The following is a 26469-nucleotide window of genomic DNA, read 5'->3' as shown; positions in this document are numbered from 1 at the left end:
CGGACGCTATCGCCCGTCGGGCTCCTGCGCCGACCCGGGGTTCTCACGGGCGGTTTCGCCGCCGGTATCCGAGGCCGCTTCGGGTGTTTCCGGCCCTTGGACCATGCGTACGGCGTCACTGAGGGCCTGCCGCTGTTCCTCGCTCATCATCCCGAAGAAGGCGACGAGAGCGGCGGCGGGGTTGTCGCTCTGCGACCAGGCGTCGTTCATCAGAGCAGCCGCGTAGGCGGCCCTGGTGGAGACGGCCTCATATCGATAGGCCCGGCCTTCGGCCTCTCGGCGCACCCAGCCCTTCTGATGGAGATTGTCCAAAACGGTCATCACCGTGGTGTACGCGATGGACCGTTCCTGCTGAAGGTCTTCCAGGACTTCTCGAACGGTCACCGGGCGGTTCCACTTCCACACCCGCGTCATGACCGCGTCTTCGAGTTCTCCCAATGGGCGAGGCACACCTCAGCACAATAGTGGGAGAACTCCCCATTGGCGTGCCGGACGTGCGCATTTGCCAACAAACAGGAACAAAAAGGGCGTACGACTCGGAAAGCGCGAGCACGCGCGGGAGTCGTACGCCGGGGGGCGCCGCGGGAGGGGTCAGCCGTCGGTCTTCGGGGAGCCCGTCCGGGCCCCCTCGGTGCGCGCGAGGACGGCGTCGACGGCCGCGTCCTCCTTGGCCTTGTTGGCCCCGCCCTGGGTCTTCACGATCACCCGGATCACGCCGATGAAGAACACGGCCATGACGATCGGGGGCACAAGCGCGGAGACGTAGTCCATGCGTCCAGGGTAGCCACGGACCGCGGGGGCGGACGGGGCGGGGTTGGTGAGGTTCCGGGCGGTTCGGGCGTCTCAGCCCGCGGCGAGGTGACGGGGCGGGTTGGAGCCGGACGGCGGGGCCGGTTTGCGGCGGGGGAAGACCTCGCCCGGGGTCGGGATGGGACGGCCCGGTTTCGGGGCGGCCGGGGCGGGGGCCGGCTTGGGAGAGGCGGGCTTCTGGGCGGGCCTCTTCTCCGGCTTCCTGGCGGGATCCCGCTCCGCGCCCTCGGCAGTGTCCGCCACGATGCCGCTCAGGCCGCCGGGAAGGGCCGTGAGGCCGCTGCGGGCGGCGGGGACGGTCGGGACGGCCGTGCGGGTCGTTCCGCGCGCGAGACGGGCGCGCAGGTCCTGCTCCGCGAGCATCCGGCAGCGGCCGAGGAGGACGGAGGCGGCCGGGTTGCCGCGCAGGGCGCGCAGGGCGGCGAGGTCGTCGGGTTCCGGGCGGTACCCGGCCGCCAGCGCCTCCTCCAGGAGTACGAGATAGCCGGCGGTGGTGCCGGGCAGGGCGGCGCGGTAGCGCGCGAGGTCGGCCACCAGGAAGGCGCGCAGTCGGGCACCCTCACGCATCGCCTCGTCGAGGGACTCGGCCAGGCGGAGGCAGTCCTGGACGTCCCCGGCGGGAGTGGGGCCGGGCTGGAGGGCGAGGGCGAGGGCGCGGCGGAGCACACGCAGCTCCTCCGCGCCGAACGCCATGCCGCCGCGGGATCCGTGTGGCGTGGGCATGCGGCGACGATACGCGCTAATCGGACAAATTCGACATATTTCAACCAGGGGGGCGGGTGTGGCGCGACCGAGCCACCCGGTTGCGCCACGGGGCCGCTCTCACATGCGCGACACGTTCCGCTCGTACACGAGCCGCAGCCCGACCAGGGTCAGCCAGGGCTCGTGCTCGTCGATCACCGACGACTCCCCGAGGACCATCGGCGCCAGTCCGCCGGTCGCGATCACCGTCACCTCGTCCGGATCGGCGGCCAGTTCCCGCGCCATGCGGCCCACGACCCCGTCGACCTGCCCGGCGAACCCGTAGATGATGCCGGACTGCATCGCCTCGACGGTGTTCTTCCCGATCACGCTCCGCGGCCGCGCCACCTCGATCTTCCGCAGCTGCGCACCGCGCACGCCCAGGGCTTCGACGGAGATCTCGATGCCCGGTGCGATGACCCCGCCGACGTACTCCCCGCGTGCGGAGACCGCGTCGAACGTCGTCGCCGTACCGAAGTCCACGACGATCGCCGGCCCCCCGTACAGCTCGACCGCCGCCACCGCGTTGATGATGCGGTCGGCGCCGACCTCCTTGGGGTTGTCGGTGAGGATCGGCACGCCCGTCTTCACGCCCGGTTCCACCAGCACCGCGGGCACGTCGCCGTAGTACCGGCGCGTCACCTCACGCAGCTCGTGCAGCACGGACGGCACGGTGGCGCAGATCGCGATCCCGTCGATGCCGTCACCGAGTTCGTCGCCGAGCAGCGGGTGCATGCCCATCAGGCCCTGCAGCAGCACCGCCAGCTCGTCCGCCGTGCGGCGCGCGTCCGTGGAGATGCGCCAGTGCTCGACGATGTCGTCCCCGTCGAACAGGCCCAGGACGGTGTGCGTGTTCCCTACGTCGATCGTCAGCAGCATGGCCGGTACCTACTCCGCCGCTCGCAGGTCGAGACCGATGTCGAGGATCGGCGAGGAGTGGGTCAGGGCGCCTACGGCGAGGTAGTCCACGCCGGTGTCGGCGTACGTCCGCGCGTTGGCCAGGGTGAGCCGGCCCGACGCCTCCAGGGCGGCGCGGCCGTGCACCAGGGCCACCGCCTCCTCGCACTCGCCGGGCGTGAAGTTGTCCAGCAGGATCAGGTCGGCGCCGGCGTCGACGACCTCGCGCAGCTGGTGCAGGGTGTCGACCTCGACCTCGATCGGCACCTCCGGGAAGGCCTCCCGTACGGCCTTGAAGGCCGGTGCGACGCCGCCCGCGGCGACGACGTGGTTGTCCTTGACCAGTGCCGCGTCCGAGAGCGACATGCGGTGGTTGACGCCGCCGCCGCACCGTACGGCGAACTTCTCCAGCGACCTGAGCCCCGGAGTCGTCTTGCGGGTGTCGCGGACCTTCGTCTTCGTGCTTTCCAGGGCGTCGGCCCACGCGCGTGTGGCGGTCGCGATGCCGGACAGCCGGCACAGGAGGTTGAGCGCGCTGCGCTCGGCGGTGAGCAGGTCACGCGTGCGCGTGGTGACCGACAGGAGCTTCTGCCCGGCCTCCACCCGGTCGCCGTCCTCCACGTGCCGCTCGACCTCGAACTCGTCCGTGCAGACCACCGAGATCACCGCTTCGGCGACCCTGAGGCCCGCCACGACGCCCGCCTCGCGCGCGGTGAAGTCGGCGGTGGCGACGGCCTCTTCGGGGATGGTCGCGACGGTCGTCACGTCCAGGCCGTGGTCGAGGTCCTCCTGGATGGCGACGTTGGCGATGTCCTCGACCTCCACGGGGTCGAGTCCGGCGTCGGCCAGCAGCTGCGCGAGCGCGGGGTCGAGCCCGCACTCCAGATATTCCGCCGCACTGTCGGCACTGTCGGCACTGTCGGCGCCACAGGCGCAGCCGTCGCCGCAGCCGCCGTTCGGCGCGAGGGGGAGGTCGGGGGTGCTCACTTCTGTCACTGCTCCTGGGGACGGTGCGCAGGCTGGGGCTGCCGGGTCGGGGGGAAGTCTGCGGTATCGGTGGTGCGTACGGCGAGTGTGCGGTCCGGATTCAGCCGTACGACGATGTGGCGGCGCCATGCCGCGTCGTCGCGCTCGGCACGGTCCTCGCGCCAGTGGCAGCCGCGCGTCTCCTCGCGCAGCCGGGCGGCGGCGACCAGGACGCGGGCCACGCACAGGAGGTTGGTGGCCTCCCAGGTGTCGACGCCCGGCTCGGACGTCTTGCCGTTCTCGGCCAGGGCGTCACGGGCTTCGGTGTGCAGCTGCTGGAGCTGTCCTGCGGCCTTGGCGAGGGAGTCGGCGGAGCGCAGGACGCCCGCGCCGTCGGACATGATGCGCTGGATCGCGAACCGGTCCTCGGGGGCGAGCAGCGGGTGCGCGGGCACCTCGGGGAGCTCGACCGGTGCGGGCACGCGCGCGTGGAGGCCGTTGTCCGCGTGCGTCGCCGTGATGTCGGCGGCGATGCGCTCGGCGTAGACGAGGCCCTCAAGGAGGGAGTTGGAGGCGAGCCGGTTCGCCCCGTGCACGCCGGTGCAGGCGACCTCTCCGCAGGCGTACAGGCCCGGGACGGTCGTACGGCCCCGGGAGTCGGCGCGGACGCCGCCGGAGGCGTAGTGGGCGGCCGGGGCGATCGGGATGGGCTCGGTGACCGGGTCGATGCCGTGGGCGCGGCACGCGGCGAGGATCGTCGGGAAGCGGTGCTCCCACATGTCGGCGCCGAAGTGCCGGGCGTCGAGGAACATGTGCTCGGCGTCCCGCTCCTGCATACGGCGCATGATGCCCTTGGCGACGATGTCCCGGGGAGCCAGCTCGGCCAGCTCGTGCTGCCCGACCATGAAGCGCACGCCGTCGGCGTCGACCAGGTGGGCGCCTTCGCCGCGTACGGCCTCGGAGATCAGGGGCTGCTGGCCCTCCGCGTCCGGACCGAGGAACAGCACGGTCGGGTGGAACTGCACGAACTCCAGGTCGGAGACCTCCGCGCCCGCGCGCAGGGCGAGCGCCACTCCGTCGCCGGTGGACACCGAGGGGTTGGTGGTCGCGGAGTACACCTGGCCCATGCCACCGGTCGCGAGGACCACCGCGGGGGCGTGCACGGCGCCCACCCCGTCGTGCTGGCCCTCGCCCATGACGTGCAGGCTCACGCCGGCCGTGCGGCCGTCGGCGTCCGTCAGGAGGTCCAGCACGAGCGCGTTCTCGATCGTGCGCACACCACGCGCGCGTGCCGCCTCGACCAGTGCCCGGGAGATCTCCGCGCCGGTCGCGTCGCCGCCGGCGTGCGCGATGCGCCTGCGGTGGTGGCCGCCCTCGCGGCCGAGCTGCAGGTCGCCCTCTTCGGACTCGTCGAAGTGCGCGCCGGTGGCGATGAGCCGCCGCACGGCGTCCGGGCCCTCAGTGACGAGGATCCGTACGGCCTCCTCGTCGCACAGGCCCGCACCGGCCACCAGGGTGTCGTCCTGGTGCTGTTGCGGGGTGTCGCCCTTGCCGAGGGCCGCGGCGATGCCGCCCTGGGCCCAGCGGGTGGAGCCGTCGTCGAGGCGGGCCTTGGTGACGACGACGGTGCGCAGACCGGCTGCCTCGCAGCGCAGGGCCGCGGTGAGTCCGGCGACGCCCGATCCGACGACCACGACGTCGGCGGCGATGGACCACCCGGGCGCGGGCGCGTGCAGTCGTATGCCTGTGCTGGTCACGAGGCGGCTCCGAAGGTTCCGAAAACGAGTGGGATGTTGTCGATCAGCCGGGTCGTCCCGACCCGGGCGGCGATGGCGAGGACGGCCTCGCCGGTGAAGTCGTCGTCGATCTCGGTGAAGTCGGACGGGTCGACGAGGGCCAGGTAGTCCAGTTCGAGCGGCGGAGAGAGCCGCGCGGCGTCGTCGAGGACCAGCCGGGCGGCCGCGCGGACGGCCGACGGGGCGCCCGGGAGCGCCTTGGCGACGGCGTGCGCGTCGGCGGCCGCGCGGGACTCGCCTATGGCGCTGAGCGCCTCGGCACGCGCGTGCGTGGCGGGCACTTCGCGCGCTCGGGCGCGCAGCGCCTCCTGGGCGGCGTGCCGGTCGCTGCCCGCGAACAGCGCGCGGGACAGGCTGAGCGCGGTGCGCCGCTGCTCCGGCGAGAGGTAGCGGTTGCGGCTGGAAAGGGCGAGGCCGTCGTCCTCGCGCACGGTGGGTACGCCGACGATCTCGATGCCGAAGTTCAGGTCCCGCACCATGCGGCGGATCAGGGCGAGCTGCTGGGCGTCCTTCTGGCCGAACAGGGCGACGTCGGGGCGGGTGAGGTGCAGCAACTTGGCGACGACGGTGAGCATGCCGTCGAAGTGGCCGGGGCGGGAGGTGCCCTCCAGCCGCTCTCCCATCGGACCCGCGCTGATGCGGACCTGGGGCTCGCCGCCCGGGTAGACCTCGTCCACGGAAGGGGCGAACACGACGTCCGCACCGGACAGTTCGGCCAGCTTGACGTCGGCGTCCAGGGTGCGCGGATAGCGGTCGAGGTCCTCGCCCGCGCCGAACTGGAGAGGGTTCACGAAGACGGTGACGACGACCTCGCCGTCGCTCCCTGCGATCTCGCGCGCGGTGCGGACGAGGGTGGCGTGGCCCTCGTGCAGGGCGCCCATGGTCATCACCACGGCGCGGCGGCCGGTACGCGTGCGTGCGTGCAGTTCGTCGGCGGTGCTCAGCAGGGTGGTGGTCATCGGGCGTCTCCCTCGCTCCCGTCGGTCCCGCCGGTCCCGCCCGTCCCGCCGGTCCCGTCGGCGAGCACCCCGAGGAGGTCCTCGGCGAGCTCCGGCTTCAGCAGCCCGTGGGCGAGCGCCCGGTCGGCGGTGGCCCGCGCCATCGCCAGGTAGCCGGCGACGGTCTGCGGGGCGTGCCTGCGCAGCTCGGCGACGTGTGCGGCGACCGTGCCGGCGTCCCCGCGCGCGACGGGGCCGGTCAGGGCCGCGTCGCCGGAGCGCAGGGCGTTGTCGAGGGCGGCGCCGAGCAGCGGGCCGAGCATCCGGTCGGGGGCCGCGACGCCGGCCTCGCGCAGCAGCTCCATGGACTGGGCGACCAGTGTCACCAGGTGGTTCGCGCCCAGCGCGAGCGCAGCGTGGTACAGCGGGCGCATCTCCTCGGCGATCCACTCCGGTTCGCCGCCCATCTCGATGACCAGGGCCTCGGCGGCCAGCCGCAGTTCCTCGCGGGCGGTGACGCCGAACGAGCAGCCCGCCAGGCGCTGGACGTCCACGGGCGTGCCCGTGAAGGTCATCGCGGGATGCAGGGCCAGCGGGAGCGCGCCCGCGCGCAGTGCGGGGTCCAGGACCTTCGCGCCGTAGCGCCCGGAGGTGTGCACGAGCAGCTGTCCCGGCCGGACGGCCCCGGTCTCCGCGAGGCCCTCGACCAGCCCCGGCAGTGTGTCGTCCGGGACGGTCAGCAGGACCAGGTCGGCGCGCTTCAGGACCTCGGCGGGCGCCACGAGCGGCACGTCGGGGAGCATCTGCGCGGCACGCTTGCGGGAGGCGTCGGAGACCCCGGAGACGGCGACCGGGCGGTGCCCGGCGAGTTGGAGGGAGGCGGCGAGTGCGGGGCCGACCCGGCCGGCGCCGACCACGCCGACGGTGAGCCGTGCGGGACGGTCCCTGGGGTCTGGCTGTTGGCTTGTAGTCACGCGACGGCGGCCTTCCCGTTCCAGTCCGCTCCGGGTACCGGACGATTTCTCGTCATGTTAACGCGATCGGTTCGAGCGGCGTCCGGTTGTCCACAGGCTGTGGGTTTCCACACGTCGGCGACGGAGGGGAGAACCTGTGGAAATCCGGGTGCCCGCACGAACCGGCGCCAGGCATGATCCGGGCCATGAGTGATGCGTCGGAGCAGGTCGAGCAGATGTCCGAGGAAGAGCGACTCAAGCAGCGGCGGGAGAGGCGTATCGGCGCGCACCGCAACGCGGAGCGCGTGTTCGGGCGCCCCGGCTTCCTGAACACGCTCCGGGAGCGCCTGACGCTCCTCGACGGGCTTGACGACCTGTACGACCTCGACGAGTTGTCGGACATCTACGGCAACGGCGTGGTCGAGGCCTTGGAGACGAAGGTCGCCGGGCTGCTCGGTACGGAGGCCGCCGCGTTCTTCCCGACGGGCACGATGGCCCAACAGGTGGCGCTGCGCTGCTGGGCGGCCCGCACCGGCAACCCCACGGTCGCCCTGCACGCACTGGCCCACCCCGAGGTGCACGAGCGGAACGCGCTCAGCCAGGTCAGCGGCCTGCGCCCGGTCCGCGTGACGAGCGAGCCACGGCTCCCCACCGCGGACGAGGTACGCGACTTCGAGGAGCCCTACGGCACGCTGATGCTCGAACTGCCGCTCAGGGACGCCGGTTTCGTGCTGCCCTCCTGGGAGGATCTCACCGAGGTCGTGGAGGCGGCGCACGACCGCGACGCGATGGTGCACTTCGACGGCGCGCGCCTATGGGAGTCCACCGTCCACTTCGGCCGCCCCCTGGACGAGATCGCGGGCCTGGCGGACAGCGTGTACGTGTCGTTCTACAAGTCCCTGGGCGGCTACGGCGGTGCCGTGCTCGCCGGCCCGAAGACGCTGATCGACGAGGCGAAGGTCTGGCGGCACCGGTACGGGGGACAGATCTTCCAGCAGTTCCCGACGGCCCTGTCGGCCCTCGTCGGCCTGGAGCGGGAGCTGCCCCGGCTGCCCGAGTACGTCGCCCACGCGCGCGTGGTGGCCGACGCGCTGCGCGAGGGGTTCGCGGCGGCGGGCGTCCCGTGGACGCGCGTCCACCCCGAGGTGCCGCACACCAACGAGTTCCAGGTCTGGCTCCCGTACGACGTGGACGTCCTCTCGGAGGCCGCGATCCGGCAGGGCGAGGAGACGAAGACGCTCCTGTTCGCCGACGCCTGGGACGAGAAGGGCCCGGGAATCGCCCTCACCGAGGTGAACGTCCGCGCCGCGGCCCTGGAGTGGACGTCCGACGACGTGAAGGCGGCGGTCGCGGAATTCGTGTCCCGCCTCACCGAGGAGGCCGACAAGGCGGGAGGAGGAGGCGCGACGGGGGCGGTCAGCCGGTAGAACGCCGCCGCGGACGCAGCCACCGGCCCAGCGCCGCCCGTATCCGTCCGTGGGCCGAACGCCCGGCGACGACCGCGCGGAACTGCCGGTGCTCGCGCCACTCCAGCACGACCTGCCGGTCATGGGACCCGGGCGCGGGCGGGACGGGCTCGCCGAGCTGCCGGGCACGGTAGGTGTCGAGGAGGTACTGCTGCGTGATGCTCATGACCGATCGCCTTCTCGGGACGTGACTGGGATCCGTAGGCTCCGCGGCTGCCCCGGTCGTCCCAGGCTGCGCCGGTACGCCCGTGAAGTCGCGTCGATTGACGCGCGCCGTCAATCGAGGTCGGCGTTGTCAGTGGCGAGGTGCACCATGAGGTCATGAGCGTGCGCATCGACATCGCGGGGCTGCGGCCGGAGAGGATCGCCGTCGTGCCCTCACCCCTGGGTGAGCTGGGTATGGCGCTGCACGCGCTCTCCGAGCCGGGGCACCACCCGGGCCTCCAGGGCTGGGTGACGAGCGTGACGGCCCGGCTGGACTCACATCTGGCCGACCGGATGTGCGAGGCCGACTTCCTGTGGCGGACGACGTTCTCGGACCTCTTCCTGCCGTACGCGGGCATCCCTGGCCGTTCGGCTCTCCCCGGGGCCACGCTCGCGGAGGAGCTGGACCTGCTCGACAAGCTGACGGACGACCAGTTCGTGGACGCCGCACTGGAGTTCACGTGCGCGATGCCCTACGGCGCGGGCCCCGGCCCGCTCGCCGACGCCGGGCTGCGCCGCCTCGCCCTTGAGCTGGCCGCGGCGCGCGGGCCGCAGCAGATGGGCTTCACCGAGCGGCTGCTGAACGACCCGCCCCGCATCCGCGCATGGCTGAGGCAGTTCCTGCAGGACTGCGACGAGGCGTTCTTCGCGGAGGCCTGGTCCCGGCTGCGCCACCAGCTCGGGGCGGACGCCCGTCACAAGACCGACCTGCTGCGCCACAAGGGGCTGGCCGAGGCGCTGGGCGCGGTGTCCCCGGCGGTGACGCTCGACGAGGCCGCCGGGCAGATCACGGTCGACAAGCTGGGCGTGGGCCGTACGGGCACGGAGGACGGCGGCCTCCTCCTCATTCCGACCAGCCTGGGCTGGCCGCACCTGTCGGTCCTGTACCGGACCGGCTGGCAGCCGGTGCTGCACTACCCGGTCGGTTCCCCGGAGCTCGCGGCCCCACCGTCGGTGGAGCAGCTGGCCCTGCGGATGACCGCCCTGTCCCACCCGACCCGGATGCGGATCTGCCGCCATCTGGCCCGTAGCTCCTACACCACGAGCGAGCTGGCGCAGGTGCACGAGATGACGCCCCCGGAGATATCCCGTCATCTCGGCGTCCTGAAGAAGGCGGGCCTGATCACCACCCGCCGCCGCGGACGGTACGTCCTGCACCAGCTGGACGTCACGGTAGTGGCCCGGCTGGGCAGCGACTTCCTGGAAGGGATCCTCCGCTAGAGCAGGTCCGCCGGAGCACTCCCCTCGAAAAGCCCGTCAGTCGAAGCGGATGTGCCTGATCCCCACGCGCACCTGCCGGAGCCGCGTCCGCAGTGCGCCCTCGTTGTTCGGCCGCAGACGCAGCCCCGCGAGCACGGCGATGCGGTCCGCCGTCTTCGGGACGGTCGTGTGGTCCGTCCACAGGTGCTCGGCGAACTCCGGCTCCTGCAGCCGTTCCAGGCAGTGGTCGAGCTGCTGCACGGCCCAGGTCTCCCTGCCCAGGCCGGAGTTCTTCCCGCCGACGTACTGAAGGAGGTGCCCGAAGCCGCGCTCGCGCAGCCGCCTGAGGACGGTGTCGCGCTGCGCGAGGAGGGTGAAGTGGCGTACGTCGTGGCCGAGTTCGTGCAGCCTGCCCACGGTCTCCCCGAAGTAGCCGGAGTCCGTGACCGTCATGGGTGCGATCACGACCCCGTTGTGCCGGGTCAGGGCGAGGTCGAGCACCTCGACGACACCCTGCCGCCAGGAGGCCAGGTCCTGGAAGTTGCCGCGCAGTTCGGGCGGCAGCATCCGGCGCAGACCGAATCCGGCGTGCTCGGGGTCGCAGACGACGCTGCCGGGCAGCCGCCGCTGGATCTCGTGCGCGGTCTGTGTCTTGCCGCCCCCGAAGGGGCCGTTGATCCACAGGAGCATGCGCAGACCCTAGTGGGCGGCGGTTACGCGGGAGCGACGTCCCCGCGGATCAGCCGTGCCCGCCCGCGCGCACCAGCCCGGTCTCGTACGCCAGGACCACCACCTGCACCCGGTCGCGCAGCCCCAGCTTGGTGAGGATGCGGCCGACATGGGTCTTCACCGTCGCCTCGGACAGCACGAGCCGGGCCGCGATCTCGCCGTTCGACAGGCCCTGCGCGACCAGGATCATGACCTCGCGCTCGCGCTCGGTGAGCCGCTCCAGCTCCTTGTGGCGGGGCTCCTGGCCGGCGCTCGGCAGCATCGGCGCGAACCGGTCGAGGAGCCGGCGCGTGGTCGAGGGCGCCACCACCGCGTCCCCGCTGTGTACGGCACGGATGGCGGCGAGGAGCTCGCCCGGCGGCACGTCCTTGAGCATGAAGCCGGAGGCGCCCGCCTTCAGTCCCGAGAAGGCGTACTCGTCGAGGTCGAAGGTGGTCAGGATCAGCACCTTCGGCGGCTCGGGTTCCAAGCAGATGCGCCGGGTGGTCTCCACGCCGTCCAGCTTCGGCATGCGCACGTCCATCAGGACGACGTCGACGGCCGTCGAGCGCAGCACCTGAAGGGCCTCGACGCCGTCCCCCGCCTCCGCGACGACCTCCATGTCCGGCTGGGCGGCGAGCACCATCCGGAACCCGGTGCGCAGCAGCACCTGGTCGTCGACGAGCATCACGCGGATCGCCATCGGGGCCTCTTCCGTTCTCTTCCGACTGTGCGGGGCAGGGTCGTTACAGGTGTCAACACGGGACGTACGTAACGTCAGTGTGCGGGTTTCAGCGGCAGCAGCGCACTGATGCGGAATCCGCCGCCGGGGCGCGGGCCGGCATCCAGGGTGCCGCCGACCATACCGACCCGTTCGCGCATGCCGATCAGGCCGTGGCCCTGCCCGTCGGCGCCGCCCTCCTCGTACAGCTCGTGCGGGGCGCCCTTGCCGTCGTCCTCGACGAGCAGGCCGAGACCGTCGTCGAAGTAGACCAGGCGCACGCTCGCGCCCGTGTTGGGCCCGCCGTGCTTGCGCGTGTTGGTGAGCGCCTCCTGCACGATGCGGTACGCGGTGAGCTCGACGCCGCTGGGCAGCGGGCGCGGGGTGCCCTCGACCTTGAAGTCGACGGGCAGACCGGAGGTGCGGCACTGCTCGACCAGGTCGTCGATCTGCTCGACGTCCGGCTGCGGGACGTACTCGCCGACCTCCTTGTGCTCGCCGGTGCGCAGCACGCCCAGCAGGCGGCGCATCTCGGCGAGGGCCTGGCGGCCGGTGGAGGAGATGGTCTCCAGGGCCTTCTTCGCCTGGTCGGGGGCGGCGTCCAGAACGTAGGCGGCGCCGTCCGCCTGCACCACCATCACCGACACGTTGTGCGCGACCACGTCGTGCAACTCGCGCGCGATGCGGGCGCGTTCGGCCGCGACCGCGACCTTGGCCTGCGCCTCGCGCTCCTTCTCCAGCCGGGCGGCGCGCTCCTCCAGCTGCGCGAAGTAGGCGCGCCGGGTGCGGATCGAGTCGCCGAGCACCCAGGCGAGCGCGAAGGGCACGGTCATGAAGACCATGGTCGCGAGGTTGCCCAGGCCGCTGGAGTGCTCGTTCGGCCAGCGCAGTTGAGCCGTGGGGGCCGCGCACAGGCCCACGGCGAGCGCGAGCCACGAGGCCCAGCGGGCTCCCGTCGCGGCCACCGTGTAGACGATCACCAGCATCGCGAAGTCCGCGGCCGTCGTCTCGACGTCCAGTGCCACCTGCGCCAGGCCGAGCCCGATCGTCAGCAGCAGCATCTTCTCCGGCATGCGGCGGCGCAGCGCGATCACCAGGCAGAGCAGGAGCACGATCGGAACGATCACGGCCGGGGAGTCCGTGCCCCGGGCCTCCCGGCGGGCGACCTCGCCCACCAGCGAGATCCCGAACAGGAAGACGGCCCAGAAGCTGTCGACCCCTGTCGGGTGGCTGCGGAGGAAGTCATAGAGGCGCTGCACGTAACCCAGCGTAGGGAAGCGTGATGCGTGCATGGGTCAACCGGAGGACCGATCCGCACCCGGTGCGCCTACTCCCCAAGGTGGAGGCCCCATTCTCCTGAGCGCCTAGCCTGGGCCTGTGACGGGAGAGACATCGGGCCGGTGGCAGGGCTGGCGGGCGGCGGCCGAGGCCGCCTTGTACGGGCCGGACGGCTTCTATCGCAGGCCCGAGGGCCCGGCCGGGCACTTCCGTACGTCCGTGCACGCGTCGCCGCTCTTCGCCGAGGCCGTGGCCCGGCTGTTGTGCCGGGTGGACACGGCCCTGGACCGGCCCGCCTCGCTCGCCTTCGTCGACATGGCCGCGGGACGGGGCGAACTGGCCGGCGGCGTGCTGGCCGCGCTGCCCGCGGAGGTGGCGGCACGCACGCGTGCGTACGCCGTCGAGATCGCCGACCGCCCTCAGGGCCTCGACGACCGGATCGAGTGGCTCACCGAACCGCCGCGGGGAGTCACGGGGCTGCTGTTCGCCAACGAGTGGCTGGACAACGTCCCGGTGGACGTCGTCGAAGTGGACTCCGAGGGTGTGCCGCGGTGGGTGCTCGTACGAGAGGACGGGACCGAGCGGCTCGGGGATCGCGTCGACGGCACGGATACGGCTACGGGGGCGGAGGCGGAGTGGCTCGCCCGGTGGTGGCCGCTGCCGGCCGACAAGGGGCTGCGGGCCGAGATCGGTCTCCCCAGGGACGAGGCCTGGGCGGCCGCGGTCTCCTCGGTCGACCGGGGACTCGCGGTCGCCGTCGACTACACGCACACCCTGGACGCGCGCCCCCCGTTCGGGACGCTCACCGGCTTTCGCGCGGGGCGCGGGACGGACCCCGTGCCGGACGGCTCGTGCGACATCACGGCGCACGTGGCGCTGGACGCATGCGCGCTCCCCGGGGCACGCCTGCTCCCGCAAGGTGACGCGCTGCGCGCCCTGGGCCTCTCCGGCGCACGCCCCCCGCTCACGCTCGCCTCCACCGACCCCTTGGCCTACGTACGCGCCCTCGCGAGCGCCGGCGAGGCAGCCGAGCTCACCGCGACGGGCGGGCTGGGCGACTTCGGGTGGCTTCTCCAGCCGGTTGGAATTCCGGACCGAATTCCGGACCCACTGGACCGTCCACTCGGCCACCCACAACGGCCGGGGCTCGCTGAGCGGGCCTGACGGCCACCGCTCGGCTACACCTACTTGCCCGCTGCTTGCCCACTGCTTGCCCGTTACTTGTCCGCTACTTGTCCGCTACTTGTCGATGTCCCCGACCACGAAGAACAGCGATCCCAGGATCGCCACCATGTCCGCGACCAGCGTCCCCGGCAGCAGTTCCACGAGCGCCTGGATGTTGTTGTACGAGGCCGAGCGCAGCTTCAGCCGGTACGGGGTCTTCTCGCCCTTGCTGACGAGGTAGTAGCCGTTGATGCCGAGCGGGTTCTCGGTCCACGCGTACGTGTGGCCCTCGGGCGCCTTCAGGACCTTGGGGAGCCGCTGGTTGATCGGTCCGGGCGGCAGGTCGGCGAGCCGGTCGAGACAGGCGTCGGCGAGGTCGAGGGCGACGTGGGTCTGCTCCAGGAGCACCTCGAAGCGGGCGAGACAGTCGCCCTCCTGCCGCGTGACGACCTTCAGGGTGTCCTGCAGCTCGCCGTACGCGAGGTACGGCTCGTCGCGCCGCAGGTCGAAGTCGACGCCCGAGGCGCGCGCGATCGGGCCGCTCACGCCGTACGCGTGCACGGCCTCCGGCGCGAGCGCGCCGACGCCCCGGGTGCGCCCCCGGAAGATCTCGTTGCCGAGCACCAGGTCGTCGTAGACGTCCATGCGCGAGCGCACGGCGGCGACGGCGCCACGAGCACGGGCGGCCCAGCCCGCCGGCAGGTCCTCCTTCAGGCCCCCGACGCGGTTGAACATGTAGTGCATACGGCCGCCGGAGACCTCCTCCATGACGTTCTGGAGGACCTCACGCTCCCGGAACGCGTAGAAGACCGGCGTGATGCCGCCGAGTTCCAGCGGGTACGAGCCCAGGAACATCAGGTGGTTGAGCACCCGGTTGAGCTCCGCCAGCAGCGTGCGCGTCCACACCGCGCGCGTGGGGACCTCCATGCCGAGCATGCGCTCCACGGCGAGGACCACACCCAGCTCGTTCGAGAAGGCCGACAGCCAGTCGTGGCGGTTGGCGAGCATGATGATCTGGCGGTAGTCGCGCGCCTCGAAGAGCTTCTCGGCGCCGCGGTGCATGTACCCGATCACCGGCTCCGCGTGCATGATGCGCTCGCCGTCCAGCACCAGTCGCAGCCGCAGTACGCCGTGCGTGGACGGATGCTGCGGTCCGATGTTGAGCACCATGTCGGTGCTCTCCGCGGCGCCGCCGATCCCGACCGTGGTCTCCGTCGTGGGAGTCATGCACACAGTCTCTCCTACGTAGTCTGGCGTCATGGAGACGGGGAGCCCGCTGAACACGGGGACGACGGGGGACGAATCGATACAGCCGGAGTGGATCGGGCTGCCGCCCGGACTGCTGCGGATGCGCCGGCTGCTGCTGGTGGTGTGGCTGGGGCTGCTGGCCCTCGCCCTGGGGCTGCTGCTCGGACTGCTCGCGGGACCCGTCTGGGCCGCCTTCGCGCTGCTGCCGCTCGCACTGATCGCCAGGGGCTGGGTGCTGCTCGGCCGCAACTGGCGCTCGTGGCGGTACGCCGAGCGCGCCGACGACCTGCTGATCAGCCGGGGCGTGCTGTGGCGCGAGGAGACCGTCGTGCCGTACGGGAGGATGCAGCTCGTCGAGGTGACCTCCGGGCCCGTCGAGCGGCACTTCGGGCTGGCCAGCGTGCAGCTGCACACGGCGGCCGCCGCGACCGACGCGACCATCCCGGGCCTCGACCCGGCCGAGGCGGAACGGCTGCGCGACCGGCTCAGCGAACTCGGCGAGGCCCGATCGGCGGGCCTGTGACCGCGCCGGGCGTCGACGACGCCGTACGCGCGAAGGAACCCGTCACCGAACGGCGGCTGCACCCCGTGACGCCCCTGAGGCGGGCGTGGGCGCCGGTGGCCGTCGTCATCGGGTGGGCGGTGCACGACCCCGACCAGGCGCAGCACCAGCTGACGCGACTGACGACCACCACCCTGCTGATCGCGCTCGCCGTTCTCGTCCCGGCCGCCGCCCTCTACGGTTTCCTCACCTGGTGGTTCACGCACTTCGCGGTGACCGACGGCGAACTGCGCATCCGTACCGGCCTGTTGTTCCGGCGCACCGCGCACATCCGGCTGGAACGCATCCAGGCGGTCGACGTCACCCAGCCGCTCCTCGCGCGCGTGGCGGGCGTCGCCAAGCTGAAGCTCGACGTCATAGGCGCCGACAAGAAGGACGAACTCGCTTTCCTGGGAGAGCGCGAGGCGCGTGCGCTGCGCGCGGAACTCCTCGCCCGGGCGGCCGGTTTCGCACCCGAGACGGCGCACGAGGTCGGCGAGGCGCCCGCGCGCGAGCTGCTGCGCACTCCCCCGTTCGACCTCGCGATCTCCGTCGTACTGACGGGCGCCACCTGGGGCTCCCTGGTCGCCGCCCTCGTCGTACCGCCCGTTCTGTGGCTGGCCACCCACAGCGTGTGGACCGTCCTCGCGACGGCCCTGCCGCTGCTGGGCACGGCGGGCGCGAGCAGCGTGGGGCGGTTCGTCGGCGAGTACGACTGGACGGTGGGCGAGTCGCCGGACGGGCTGCGCATCGACCACGGGCTGCTCGACCGTACGCACGAGACGGTGCCGCCCGGCCGGGTGCAGACCGTGCGGATCGTGGAGCCGCTGCTGTGGCGGCGGCGCGGATGGGTGCGGGTGGAGCTGGATGTGGCCGGATCGTCCAACTCCGTGCTGGTGCCGGTCGCTCCGCGGGCGGTCGCCGAGTCGGTCGTCGCGCGCGTGCTGCCCGGTGTGACCGTGCCGTCGGCGGAGGAGCTGTCACGGCCCCCTCGCCGGGCCGGACGCTGCGTACCGGTGTGGTGGCGGGGGTACGGACTCGCCGTCACCGACACGGTGTTCGCCACCCGGCACGGACTCCTGCGACGGAGCCTGGCGCTCGTCCCGCACGCGAAGGTGCAGAGCGTACGACTCACTCAGGGCCCCTGGCGGCGACTGTGGCGGCTTGCCGACGTGCATGTGGACACGGGGGCCAACAAGTCCGTGACAGCTCGGCTGCGGGGCGCTCAGGAGGCGGCGGAGTTGCTGCGGGCGCAGGCCGAGAGGTCACGGACGGGACGCAGGGACGCGCGCCCCGACCGCTGGATGGCGTCGTAGACGTCAGGAAGCCGCGCTGCGCAGTCCCTGCAGGTCGATCTGCTCGGTCTCGTCGTGGGCCGTCAGGTCGATCACCTGGCCCACCGCGCGCGCCTTCTCGTCGGCCGGCCTGAACTCCGACTCGGCCTCGGCCTTGTGCAGGGCGAGCGCCTCCTGGCCGACCACATCGGCGAGGTCCTCGTTCTGCACGGCCTCCAGGGCGTCCCCGGTCTGCTCCGCCTTCGTACCGAAGAAGTCGAACCCGCCCTCGACCGCCGGGCGTCGCACGGGCGCGGCCGGCACGACGGCCACCGCGGTCGGCTCGACGAAGTGACCGGCGGGCCGGCGCACGGGCCCACCGGAGGGGGCGTGCCTGGCCGAAGTGGTGGCGGCCGCGCGCTCATGCCCGTCGACCGCCTCGGGCTGCCCCTGCGCCTCGTCCTCCTGCGTCGCGGCCTCCGTGCCTGCGTCGGCGGCGGCACCGGTGGCGCCGGGCGCCGTCCCGGTCGCCGTGGCCGCCTCGGTGGCGGCGGAACCGGCCTTCGCCCGTACCGGCTCGCGCTTACGGGAGGCGTGGCCCTTGGTGGGACCGTCGCCCTTCGGGGAACCGTCGTCGTCGGGCGAGGAGTCGTCCTTCGCGGCGTCCTGGCTCTTCGGGAAGCCGTCCTGCGACAGCTCGGACTCCGACAGCGCGTCCCCCGACGGATCGTTCGCCGGCGACTCGTCCTCCAGAGCAACGTCGTCCGAAGCAACTCCCTCGGGGAAAGCTTCCTCCAGGGAGGCGCCGTCCAGGGAGTTGTCAGTGGCCGGGGCGTCCGCCGCGGAGCCGCCCTCCGGGGAACCTTCACCGTCCTCGTCGAACCGCTTGAGTGCCGCCTTCGCCCGCAGGAACAGCTGGGAACCCTGGGGAGAGAAGACCGCGGGATCCGCCGGCGTCTCGTCGGCCTGCTTCGTGCCGTCCGAGTCGCCCGCGGCCTCGATGGTGCCGGCGTCGGTGTCGGTGTCGGTGTCGGTGTCGACCGAGGCAGCCACAGCCTCGGTCTCCTCCGCGAGTTCCGCCTCCGCGAGGGCCTCGTCCACCGGCACGGGCGGCAGCGCGCGTGCCTGAGGCACCCCGGCTTCTATCTCGAGCAGACGGCGGCCCTCCAGGGCGCTCGCGCGCTCGGTCTCCGCGGTGGCGTACCGCCGCAGCAGCGCCGCGTGTTCGTTGCGCAGCCCCGCCAGCTCCGTGCGCTTGGACCGCAGCCGCTGCTCCAGCTTGGCGCGCAGCTCGCGCGACTCCTCGAGGTCGGTCTCCAGTTCGGCGACCCGCTCCTCGTGCCGCCACTCGTCGCTCGCACGCGCGCGCGTAAGGTCGGCGACCTGTTTGCCGGCCTGGGTGTCCCAGCGGCGCATGACGGCCGCGCCCACGACCGCCGTCGCCGCGGCGAGCGCGGCGATGACGCGGAGCACGGCGTGCTGTGTGAACACCCAGGGGCCGAAGGCGCAGACGAAGGAGACGCCTGCGATCGCCGACGGTGGCAGCAGCCTGTGCAAGGGCGGGGAATGGCGGTGACGTCCACGTGGCATGGCCAGAAACTTACCGCGAGTAGGCGAGCCTTGGTGCCCCGCCCCGTAAAAACGCAGCCATCCCGAAACGTTCACGGCGCATCAGGAATTGGCCCTCACCGAATTCAGCAAGATCATCATCGGCCGTAACCCCCGTCACCGGTCGCTCAGCCGCCCACTGATCCACTGCAGCGTCGCCGGAATCTCCCGCCGCCAGGTGTTGAAGTTGTGCCCGCCGCTTTCGAGGATGATGGACGAGATCCTTGTCAGCTTGGTGGCCTGCACACGCTCTATGAACTTCAGAGTCGACTTGTAGTTGGATTCCCCGATCCTGCTGCTGGTGACGAGCAGTGAAGTGTCGGGCGCCGGCAGATGCTTGATGCACCACCACAGGTCGGCGCGATTGCGCAGCGCCTTGTCGCCGCGGAAGAGGTCGCCCGTGGTGGGGTCGGTCGGCGCCTTGTAGTACGGCGACAGGCCCGCCCCGGCCGCGTACGACCCGGGGTGGTGCATGGCGAGCTTGAGGGCGCAGTAGCCGCCCGTGGAGTCGCCGATGATGCCCCAGCTGCCCGGTTTCCTGCCCACCCGGTAGTGCGCGAGTACGGCATCGGGCAGATCCTTCGCGAAGAACGTCTCCGTCTGCGGACCGCCCGGGATGTCCACGCATTCCGTGTCCCGGGGTGGCGCCACCGTCGGCCGCAGCATCACAAGGATCATCGGCTGCATACGGCCGCTCTTCGCGAGCTCCTGGGCGGTGCGCGGGTAGTGCAGTTTGTCCACGAGCGCCTGGGCGGTTCCCGGATATCCCGTCAGAACCACGGCCGCGGGAAACGTACGCGTGCGGTACTGCGGCTGAAAGTACTCCGGCGGCAGGTACACATACGCGGGAGTGGCGATTTTCGTCGTACGGCCGACGATGTCGACCTTCTGGACCTGACCGCCGATCTGTGGCCGGGAACCGCCCACTCCACTCACGCGTGCCGTGTCGACCACTTCGAGCGGGCCGCCCGAGCCGCCGAGCCCCGTGTGGTTCACGACCACGCCCTGGTCCTTCTCCTGCCCGAACAGGTCCGCCCAGCTGGCGTAGAACCCGAAGGCCTGGTTGGCGGCGAGGCCCACCGACGCGAACAGGGCCAGCTGGGTGCCGAGCAGCAGACCGACGCGCCCGCTGACGGCTCGCCAGTTCCGCCGCGCCAGACGCGGCCACAGCCACACCGTCCCCGCGAACAACAACACGGCGAACGCGACTGCCAGCCACAGCACTTTGTTGCTCGTAAGACCCATGACCTGCTTCCTGCCTGCGGTTTCCATCCGGCTCCCCCGCTCCTTCGCAAGGGCTTGTCCGGGACTTTCCTTGGCCTTTGGACCGGCTTTGAGGAGAGGCTGGAACCTCTCCCCTCAAGACACCGTCCTAGAGGGCGCAATGTCGCCGGATGCCCGAATCGGGACCGGACCCAAGATCTCTCGCGGAACTACGGGATGCGATGTCTGTCAGGACAGATGAGGAAATGTCGGGTGGGGTTCCCTCCCGAACACACAGCGCGCGGCGCGTATTCCGTGGTCCGCGCCCCGAGGCGGTCCCCGTCCTCGTCGCCAGAGCCTGCGCACTCGTAGGCGTTCTGGACATCGCCGCGGGCGTGTTCCCGCGCTTCAGGCACAGCCGTATGCACAGCCTCGCCGAGGTGCTGCCCGGCTCGTTCGGCCCGTTCGCGGCCGCGCTGTCGCTCAGCGCGGGGATCCTGCTGCTGCTGCTCGCGCACGGCCTCAGGCGGTGCAAGCGGCGGGCCTGGCGCGCCGCGGTGGCGCTGCTGCCGGCGGGTGCTGTGGGGCAGTTCACATATCGCCACTCCATGATCGGAGTGGTCATCTCGCTGCTGCTGCTCGCGCCGCTGCTGCGCCACCGCGACCAGTTCGCGGCGCTGCCCGATCCGCGCAGCCGCTGGCGTGCGCTCGCCAACTTCGTCCTCATGGGCGCCGGTTCCCTCGTGCTCGGACTGATCATCGTCAGCGTCCACCCGAACCGGATGGTCGGCGACCCGAGCCTGGCCGATCGCATTACGCACGTCCTGTACGGCCTGTTCGGCTTCGAGGGCCCGGTCGACTACCAGGGCAACACCTCCTGGACGGTCGCCTTCTCACTGGGCGCCCTCGGCCTGATCACCGCCGTGACGACGATCTACCTCGCGTTCCGGCCCGAACACCCGGCCGCGCGTCTGACCGAGGACGACGAGGAGCGCCTGCGCGCCCTGCTGGTGAAGCACGGCCGCCGCGACTCCCTCGGCCACTTCGCGCTGCGCCGCGACAAGGCGGTCGTCTTCTCGCCCAGTGGCAAGGCTGCGGTGACGTACCGGGTCGTGTCCGGGGTGATGCTCGCCAGCGGTGACCCCATCGGCGACGTGGAGGCCTGGCCGGGTGCCATCGAGCGCTTCATGGACGAGGCCAGGGCCCACTCCTGGACGCCGGCCGTCATGGGCTGCTCGGAGACGGGCGGCGAGGTGTGGACCCGTGAGACCGGTCTCGACGCCCTCGAACTGGGCGACGAGGCGGTGGTGGACGTCGGGGATTTCTCCCTCGCCGGCCGCGCGATGCGCAACGTGCGGCAAATGGTCAAGCGCATCGAGCGCGCCGGTTACGAAACCCGGGTACGACGTGTCCGTGACGTCGGCGAGGCCGAGCTGGAGCGGATCCGGCAGGCCGCCGAGGACTGGCGCGGCACCGACACGGAGCGCGGCTTCTCGATGGCCCTCGGCCGCATCGGCGACGGCTCCGACGGCGACTGCCTGATCGCCACCGCGCACAAGGCGGACGACCAGCCGGGTGCGTACGGCGACCTGAAGGCGATCCTGCACTTCGTCCCGTGGGGCGAGGACGGCGTGTCCCTGGACCTGATGCGCCGCGACCGTTCGGCCGACCCCGGTATGAACGAACTCCTCATCGTCGCGGCCCTCCAGGCGGCGCCGAAACTCGCCATCACGCGCGTGTCGCTCAACTTCGCCATGTTCCGCGCGGCACTCGCGCGTGGCGAGAAGATCGGCGCGGGCCCGGTGCTGCGCGCCTGGCGCGGGCTGCTGGTGTTCCTCTCCCGCTGGTTCCAGATCGAGTCCCTGTACAAGTTCAACGCGAAGTTCCAGCCCCGCTGGGAACCGCGCTTCGTCGTCTACCGCGCGTCGGCCGACCTGCCGCGCATCGGCTTCGCCGCCATGCAGGCGGAGGGCTTCGTCACCCTCGCCCTCCCGCTGCCGCGCTTCCTGCGCCGCCGCACGGCCGCCCCGCGCGCGTGCACCCACGCGGTCGCGGAGCGGGACGTACGCGCGGCGTGAGCGGGCGACCGGACAACCGGCGGCCCGACCGACCGTGACAGGCCGGCCGGAGCGGAAGCCTCGCCCCCTCGGGCACGGGGGCTTCCGCTCGGGCCGTGGCGCTGATCTTCCGCTCCGGCCGGTAGCGGTGGGCTTCCACTCCGACCGTGGCAGTCAGCTTCCACCGCGGCCCGGTGCGCTTCCGACCGACCGGAAGCGGTCAGCTTCCCCCGGAACCCGGTGCGCTTCCGCTCCGACCGAAAGCGATCAGCTTCCACTCCGGCCCGGCGGCCTCCCGCTCCCGCCGGAAGCGGTCAGCTTCCCCCGGAGCCCGGCGCGCTTCCCCTCCCGCCGCGGCAGGGTGGGCTTCCACTCCGACCGTGGCAGTCAGCTTCCACCGCGGCCCGGTGCGCTTCCGCTCCGACCGGAAGCGGTCAGCTTCCACTCCGGCCCGGCGGCCTCCCGCTCCCGCCGGAAGCGATCAGCTTCCACTCCGGCCCGGCGGCCTCCCGCTCCCGCCGGAAGCGATCAGCTTCCACTCCGGCCCGGCGGCCTCCCGCTCCCGCCGGAAGCGATCAGCTTCCACTCCGGCCCGGCGGCCTCCCGCTCCCGCCGGAAGCGATCAGCTTCCCCCGGAGCCCGGCGCGCTTCCCCTCCGGCCGCGGCGGGGGAGCTCCACTCCCGCCGTGGCGGTTCGCGGGCGGGCCCTGGGCCTACGCTGAACGTATGAGCAAGCAGAACGGACGCGGGCGCGTCGTCGGCCTTCCGGAATGGGACCGCTGCGCGGTCATGGGGGTCGTGAACGTCACACCCGACTCCTTCTCCGACGGCGGCCGCTTCTTCGACACGACGGCCGCCGTCAAACACGGTCTCGAACTGGTCGCCGAGGGCGCGGACCTGGTCGACGTCGGTGGCGAGTCCACTCGTCCCGGCGCCACCCGCGTCGACGAGGCCGAGGAACTCAAGCGCGTCATCCCTGTCGTCCGCGGCCTCGCCTCGGAGGGCGTCACCGTCTCCGTCGACACCATGCGCGCGTCCGTCGCCGCACAGGCCCTCGCCGCAGGCGCCGGCCTCGTCAACGACGTCAGCGGCGGCCTCGCGGACCCCACGATGATCCCGGTGGTGGCAGAGGCCGGCGCGCCCTTCGTCGTCATGCACTGGCGCGGCTTCCTGGAGGGCGGCAACGTCAAGGGCGTGTACGACGACGTCGTCACCGAGGTCGTCGACGAACTGCACGCACGCGTGGAGGCCGTTCTGGCGGGCGGCGTCGCCCCCGACCGCATCGTCGTCGACCCGGGCCTCGGCTTCTCCAAGGACGCCGAGCACGACCTCGTCCTGCTGGCCCATCTCGACCGCCTGCTCGGCCTCGGTCACCCCCTGCTCGTCGCCGCCTCCCGCAAGCGGTTCCTCGGGCGCGTGCTGGCCGGACCGGAGGGGGCCCCGCCGCCCGCGCGCGAGCGCGACGCCGCCACGGCCGCCGTCTCCGCACTCGCGGCGCACGCCGGAGCGTGGGCGGTACGTGTGCACGAGGTGCGCGCGACGGCGGACGCCGTACAGGTCGCGCGCGCCGTGGAAGGTGCGCGCGCCGCGGGCATCGCGCCGGGCGCCGCCCCCGTGAGCGGGGCGCAGACGACGGAGCGCGCCCCCGGTGCACACGGTGCAGAAGGAGCCCGGTGAGCGCCCCCCACACGGACGTCGAGCAGGTGGAAGCCGCCAACACCACCTTCTACGAGACGATGGAGCGCGGTGACTTCGAGGAACTGTCCTCGCTCTGGCTCGCCCCGTCCGACCTGGGCGTCGACGAGGAGTACCACGATCCGGCGGAGGTCGGCGTGGTCTCGTGCGTGCACCCCGGCTGGCCCGTGCTCACCGGCCGCGGCGAGGTCCTGAGGTCGTACGCGCTGATCATGGCGAACACCGACTACATCCAGTTCTTCCTCACCGACGTGCACGTCTCCGTCACCGGTGACACCGCCCTGGTGAACTGCACCGAGAACATCCTCAGCGGCGGCCCCGCCCCCGAGGGCGGCGACGAACTCGGCCCGCTGGTCGGCCAGCTGGTGGTCGCCACCAACGTGTTCCGCCGCACCCCCGCCGGCTGGAAGCTCTGGTCCCACCACGCCTCCCCGGTAATGGCCGAAAACGACGAGGCCGAGGACGACGACACGCCGTCCTGAGTGGGTAGGCGCCAGTGGGTAGGCGACCTTTGACGGCAGCCGGTGGCAGTCGGTGAGGGCAGCCGGCCGGACGTGCTCGCGCGACCGGCCGGAACCCACTGGGACCAAGAAGTGGTTGGAATCACGGACCCCTGGGTAGGGGCGGCTACCAACCCGTGAGCCGCTGGGTTCCCCAGGGAGAACACCCGATGAACCTCCTGGTCCCGGCGCAGGCCCACACCCCCGTGGCCCGGCCCTGTCAGTGCCCGCAGGTAGATTCATTTGATGCCGGTGTGCCGTCCGCACACGGTACGCACCGGCCGTTACCGACGATTGCAGGAGTGATTCGCGTGGATCGTGTCGCGCTGCGCGGCCTCAAGGCCCGCGGGCACCACGGTGTGTTCCCCAGGGAGCGTGAGGAGGGCCAGACCTTCATCGTGGACCTCGTCCTCGGCCTGGACACCCGCCCGGCCGCCGCCGACGACGACCTGGCGAAGACAGTGCATTACGGCATCGTGGCGGAGGAGGTCGTGGCCGTCGTCCAGGGCGAGCCCGTCAATCTCATCGAGACGCTCGCCGAGCACATCGCCCAGGCCTGTCTGAAGCACGACGGGGTCCAGGAAATCGAGGTCTGCGTCCACAAGCCGGACGCACCGATCACGGTCCCCTTCGACGACGTGACCGTCACCATCACCCGGAGCCGAGTATGACCGCGTCCTTCACCGAGGGTCACAGCGACCCGACCGTACAGCCGGTACCCGCCTCCGTCGTGGCGCAGGTGGACGCCGCCGACACGACCCTCCACAATCCGAAACGGGCCGTGGTCTCCCTCGGCGCGAACCTCGGCAACCGGCTGGAGACCCTCCAGGGCGCGATCGACGCGCTGGAGGACACGCCGGGCGTCCGCATCAAGGCCGTCTCACCGGTGTACGAGACGGAGCCCTGGGGAGTCGAGCCCGGCAGCCAGCCGGCGTACTTCAACGCGGTCGTGGTCCTGAAGACCACCCTCCCCCCGTCCTCGCTCCTGGAGCGGGCCCACGCGGTCGAGGAGGCCTTCCACCGGGTACGGGACGAGCGCTGGGGAGCCCGCACCCTCGACGTCGACATCGTCGCGTACGCCGACGTCGTCGACGACGACCCGCATCTCACGCTCCCTCACCCCCGCGCACACGAGCGCGCGTTCGTCCTCGCCCCCTGGCACGACGTCGACCCCGACGCCCAGCTGCCCGGCCGCGGGACGGTCGCCGATCTCCTGGACGCCGTCACCCGCGAAGGCGTGACGCCGCGCAAGGACCTGGAACTCCACCTGCCCGAGTAGTCGTTAAGGTCAGGACGACCACTGTTTGCGGGACGGTCCGCAGGACCTGGGGGAGCTGAAGGGACACCGTGAGAGAGCTGCGCATCAGGGTGCTGGCAGGCGTGTTCATCGTGGCCGGAATCCTGTCCTGGGCGGGAGCCCGCCTCTGGAACTCGATCGGGACCCTCCCCAGCGTCCCCCTGGCCGCCCCCATCGTCCTCGCCCTGATCGCGGTGGTCCTGCTGGCCACCGCCTTCTCGCTGCGTGCCCGCTTCAAGGCCCAGCGCGAGCGCCGCCCCGAGGCCAAGGGCGTCGACCCCATGATGGCTGCCCGTGCGGTCGTCTTCGGCCAGGCCAGCGCCCTGGTGGCCGCCCTCGTCGCCGGTATGTACGGCGGCACGGGCGTCTTCCTCCTGGAGCTCCTCGACATCCCCGCCCGCCGCGACCAGGCCATCTACGCCGGCTTCGCGGTCGTGGCGGGCATCGCGGTCATAGTGGCGGCCATCTTCCTGGAGCGCGTGTGCCGGCTCCCGGAGGACGACGAGAACAACAACGGGGCGGCGACGACGGCCTGAGGCGGCCCCACCGGGCCCCCCGCCGTCCCAGCCGCCCGCCCGGCGTCAGCGCGCCATGATCAGGCTCATCGCCTCGTTACGGGTGGCCGGATCACGCAGCTGGCCGCGCACCGCCGACGTTATGGTCTTGGCCCCGGGCTTGCGGACGCCCCGCATCGACATGCACATGTGCTCGCACTCGACGACGACGATCACGCCACGCGGCTCCAGAATCTCCATCAGGGAGTCGGCGATCTGCGTGGTGAGACGTTCCTGCACCTGAGGCCGACGGGCGAACACATCCACGAGCCGGGCCAGCTTCGACAGGCCCGTGATCTTGCCGTCGGCGGACGGGATGTAACCGACGTGGGCGACGCCGACAAACGGCACCAGATGATGCTCGCAGGAGCTCAGGACCTCGATGTCCTTCACGAGCACCATCTCGTCGTGCCCCAGGTCGAACGTCGTCGTCAGCACGTCCTCGGGCTTCTGCCACAGTCCCGCGAAGATCTCCCGATAGGCCCGCGCCACCCGCGCCGGCGTCTCCCTGAGTCCCTCCCGGTCGGGGTCCTCGCCGACCGCGATCAGCAGTTCGCGTACGGCGTTCTCGGCGCGCTTCTCGTCGAACACGCCGATCTCACCCTCGCCGTCGAGCGTCACGGGGTCGGTCATGTGGTGCCTCGTTCCTG

27 protein-coding genes are annotated in these 26469 nt (G+C 71.9%); 11 read left to right on the top strand and 16 right to left on the bottom strand.

The genetic code is table 11. The annotated features are described in order from the left end of the window. Nucleotides 1–6: 6 nt before the first annotated feature. The 8 genes from OG870_RS26345 to OG870_RS26310 form a co-directional block, all read right to left on the bottom strand. Nucleotides 7–438, bottom strand: a complete 432-nt coding sequence (locus OG870_RS26345) for a BlaI/MecI/CopY family transcriptional regulator (protein ID WP_266519013.1) — start codon at nucleotides 436–438, stop codon at nucleotides 7–9. 153 nt (nucleotides 439–591) lie between these two features. After that, nucleotides 592–771 (bottom strand): hypothetical protein, encoded by a 180-nt coding sequence (locus OG870_RS26340; RefSeq protein WP_266519011.1) that lies wholly within the window; start codon nucleotides 769–771, stop codon nucleotides 592–594. 72 nt (nucleotides 772–843) lie between these two features. Continuing rightward, complete coding sequence (locus OG870_RS26335) at nucleotides 844–1503, bottom strand: hypothetical protein (RefSeq protein ID WP_266592430.1); 660 nt, start codon at nucleotides 1501–1503, stop codon at nucleotides 844–846. Between the two features lie 129 nt (nucleotides 1504–1632). Further along, nucleotides 1633–2430, bottom strand: coding sequence for a type III pantothenate kinase (locus OG870_RS26330; RefSeq protein ID WP_266519009.1), 798 nt, complete (start codon nucleotides 2428–2430; stop codon nucleotides 1633–1635). Between the two features lie 9 nt (nucleotides 2431–2439). Next, the gene (gene nadC, locus OG870_RS26325; RefSeq protein ID WP_266844672.1) at nucleotides 2440–3435 is read right to left on the bottom strand and encodes a carboxylating nicotinate-nucleotide diphosphorylase; all 996 of its coding nucleotides are present in this window, start codon (nucleotides 3433–3435) and stop codon (nucleotides 2440–2442) included. Between the two features lie 5 nt (nucleotides 3436–3440). Continuing rightward, nucleotides 3441–5171: an L-aspartate oxidase gene (locus OG870_RS26320; protein ID WP_327691546.1), complete on the bottom strand. Its 1731-nt coding sequence runs from the start codon at nucleotides 5169–5171 to the stop codon at nucleotides 3441–3443. Beyond that, nucleotides 5168–6169 carry a pantoate--beta-alanine ligase gene (gene panC, locus OG870_RS26315; RefSeq protein ID WP_266519003.1) on the bottom strand — a complete coding sequence of 334 codons (1002 nt, stop codon included), beginning with the start codon at nucleotides 6167–6169 and terminating at the stop codon, nucleotides 5168–5170. Before panC ends, OG870_RS26320 begins: the two co-directional genes overlap by 4 nt. Beyond that, the gene (locus tag OG870_RS26310; protein WP_266589073.1) at nucleotides 6166–7122 is read right to left on the bottom strand and encodes a Rossmann-like and DUF2520 domain-containing protein; all 957 of its coding nucleotides are present in this window, start codon (nucleotides 7120–7122) and stop codon (nucleotides 6166–6168) included. The genes panC and OG870_RS26310 overlap by 4 nt, the downstream gene beginning before the upstream one ends. Before the next feature lie 185 nt (nucleotides 7123–7307). On the opposite strand from OG870_RS26310, the gene OG870_RS26305 reads away from it, so the two are divergent. Beyond that, on the top strand, nucleotides 7308–8528 hold the full coding sequence (locus OG870_RS26305; protein ID WP_266844676.1) for a threonine aldolase family protein: 1221 nt from the start codon (nucleotides 7308–7310) through the stop codon (nucleotides 8526–8528). On the opposite strand, the gene OG870_RS26300 is transcribed toward OG870_RS26305, so the two are convergent. Then, nucleotides 8518–8733 (bottom strand): hypothetical protein, encoded by a 216-nt coding sequence (locus tag OG870_RS26300; RefSeq protein ID WP_266518997.1) that lies wholly within the window; start codon nucleotides 8731–8733, stop codon nucleotides 8518–8520. The two genes, OG870_RS26305 and OG870_RS26300, sit on opposite strands and share 11 nt — an antisense overlap. Nucleotides 8734–8888: 155 nt before the next feature. On the opposite strand from OG870_RS26300, the gene OG870_RS26295 reads away from it, so the two are divergent. After that, entirely contained in the window at nucleotides 8889–9992 is a 1104-nt protein-coding gene (locus OG870_RS26295; RefSeq protein ID WP_266518995.1) for a DUF5937 family protein, read from the top strand. Between the two features lie 36 nt (nucleotides 9993–10028). On the opposite strand, the gene OG870_RS26290 is transcribed toward OG870_RS26295, so the two are convergent. From OG870_RS26290 to OG870_RS26280, 3 genes are all read right to left on the bottom strand, one after another. After that, nucleotides 10029–10661 (bottom strand): AAA family ATPase, encoded by a 633-nt coding sequence (locus OG870_RS26290; protein ID WP_327691544.1) that lies wholly within the window; start codon nucleotides 10659–10661, stop codon nucleotides 10029–10031. 49 nt (nucleotides 10662–10710) lie between these two features. Continuing rightward, nucleotides 10711–11382: a response regulator gene (locus tag OG870_RS26285; protein ID WP_266844681.1), complete on the bottom strand. Its 672-nt coding sequence runs from the start codon at nucleotides 11380–11382 to the stop codon at nucleotides 10711–10713. Between the two features lie 74 nt (nucleotides 11383–11456). Further along, the gene (locus OG870_RS26280; RefSeq protein WP_266589067.1) at nucleotides 11457–12659 is read right to left on the bottom strand and encodes a sensor histidine kinase; all 1203 of its coding nucleotides are present in this window, start codon (nucleotides 12657–12659) and stop codon (nucleotides 11457–11459) included. 118 nt (nucleotides 12660–12777) lie between these two features. Here OG870_RS26280 and OG870_RS26275 point away from each other — a divergent pair, with 118 nt between their 5' ends. Continuing rightward, complete coding sequence (locus OG870_RS26275; protein ID WP_266589065.1) at nucleotides 12778–13842, top strand: SAM-dependent methyltransferase; 1065 nt, start codon at nucleotides 12778–12780, stop codon at nucleotides 13840–13842. A gap of 75 nt (nucleotides 13843–13917) precedes the next feature. Here OG870_RS26275 and OG870_RS26270 read toward each other — a convergent pair whose 3' ends face one another. Next, the gene (locus OG870_RS26270) at nucleotides 13918–15069 is read right to left on the bottom strand and encodes an NADH-quinone oxidoreductase subunit D (protein WP_266518985.1); all 1152 of its coding nucleotides are present in this window, start codon (nucleotides 15067–15069) and stop codon (nucleotides 13918–13920) included. Nucleotides 15070–15100: 31 nt separating this feature from the next. Here OG870_RS26270 and OG870_RS26265 point away from each other — a divergent pair, with 31 nt between their 5' ends. Both OG870_RS26265 and OG870_RS26260 read left to right on the top strand, forming a co-directional pair. Next, nucleotides 15101–15613, top strand: coding sequence for a PH domain-containing protein (locus tag OG870_RS26265; RefSeq protein WP_266518982.1), 513 nt, complete (start codon nucleotides 15101–15103; stop codon nucleotides 15611–15613). Further along, nucleotides 15610–16947, top strand: a complete 1338-nt coding sequence (locus OG870_RS26260; RefSeq protein WP_266589063.1) for a PH domain-containing protein — start codon at nucleotides 15610–15612, stop codon at nucleotides 16945–16947. Before OG870_RS26265 ends, OG870_RS26260 begins: the two co-directional genes overlap by 4 nt. 3 nt (nucleotides 16948–16950) lie before the next feature. On the opposite strand, the gene OG870_RS26255 is transcribed toward OG870_RS26260, so the two are convergent. Next, nucleotides 16951–18495, bottom strand: a complete 1545-nt coding sequence (locus tag OG870_RS26255; protein ID WP_266518978.1) for a hypothetical protein — start codon at nucleotides 18493–18495, stop codon at nucleotides 16951–16953. Nucleotides 18496–18630: 135 nt separating this feature from the next. After that, nucleotides 18631–19758, bottom strand: a complete 1128-nt coding sequence (locus OG870_RS26250; protein ID WP_266518976.1) for an alpha/beta hydrolase — start codon at nucleotides 19756–19758, stop codon at nucleotides 18631–18633. 224 nt (nucleotides 19759–19982) lie between these two features. Here OG870_RS26250 and OG870_RS26245 point away from each other — a divergent pair, with 224 nt between their 5' ends. From OG870_RS26245 to OG870_RS26220, 6 genes are all read left to right on the top strand, one after another. Next, nucleotides 19983–21794, top strand: a complete 1812-nt coding sequence (locus OG870_RS26245; RefSeq protein WP_266844689.1) for a phosphatidylglycerol lysyltransferase domain-containing protein — start codon at nucleotides 19983–19985, stop codon at nucleotides 21792–21794. A 705-nt stretch (nucleotides 21795–22499) separates the two neighbouring features. Then, a complete protein-coding gene (gene folP, locus OG870_RS26240) occupies nucleotides 22500–23450 on the top strand; it encodes a dihydropteroate synthase (RefSeq protein ID WP_266589057.1) in 951 nt (316 codons plus the stop codon). Next, nucleotides 23447–23950: a nuclear transport factor 2 family protein gene (locus OG870_RS26235; protein ID WP_266589055.1), complete on the top strand. Its 504-nt coding sequence runs from the start codon at nucleotides 23447–23449 to the stop codon at nucleotides 23948–23950. The genes folP and OG870_RS26235 overlap by 4 nt, the downstream gene beginning before the upstream one ends. Before the next feature lie 329 nt (nucleotides 23951–24279). Then, on the top strand, nucleotides 24280–24639 hold the full coding sequence (folB, locus tag OG870_RS26230) for a dihydroneopterin aldolase (protein ID WP_266589053.1): 360 nt from the start codon (nucleotides 24280–24282) through the stop codon (nucleotides 24637–24639). After that, nucleotides 24636–25247 carry a 2-amino-4-hydroxy-6-hydroxymethyldihydropteridine diphosphokinase gene (folK, locus tag OG870_RS26225; RefSeq protein WP_266589051.1) on the top strand — a complete coding sequence of 204 codons (612 nt, stop codon included), beginning with the start codon at nucleotides 24636–24638 and terminating at the stop codon, nucleotides 25245–25247. Before folB ends, folK begins: the two co-directional genes overlap by 4 nt. Before the next feature lie 68 nt (nucleotides 25248–25315). After that, entirely contained in the window at nucleotides 25316–25801 is a 486-nt protein-coding gene (locus OG870_RS26220) for a DUF3180 domain-containing protein (protein WP_266518964.1), read from the top strand. Nucleotides 25802–25846: 45 nt separating this feature from the next. Here OG870_RS26220 and folE read toward each other — a convergent pair whose 3' ends face one another. Continuing rightward, nucleotides 25847–26452: a GTP cyclohydrolase I FolE gene (gene folE / locus OG870_RS26215; RefSeq protein ID WP_266518962.1), complete on the bottom strand. Its 606-nt coding sequence runs from the start codon at nucleotides 26450–26452 to the stop codon at nucleotides 25847–25849. Nucleotides 26453–26469 lie beyond the last annotated feature (17 nt).

This window comes from Streptomyces sp. NBC_00461 (genome assembly GCF_036013935.1).
In the GTDB taxonomy this organism is placed as follows: Bacteria; Actinomycetota; Actinomycetes; order Streptomycetales; family Streptomycetaceae; genus Streptomyces.
Note: the sequence above shows the minus strand (reverse complement) of the source record. Positions and strands in the feature narration are given on the sequence as shown.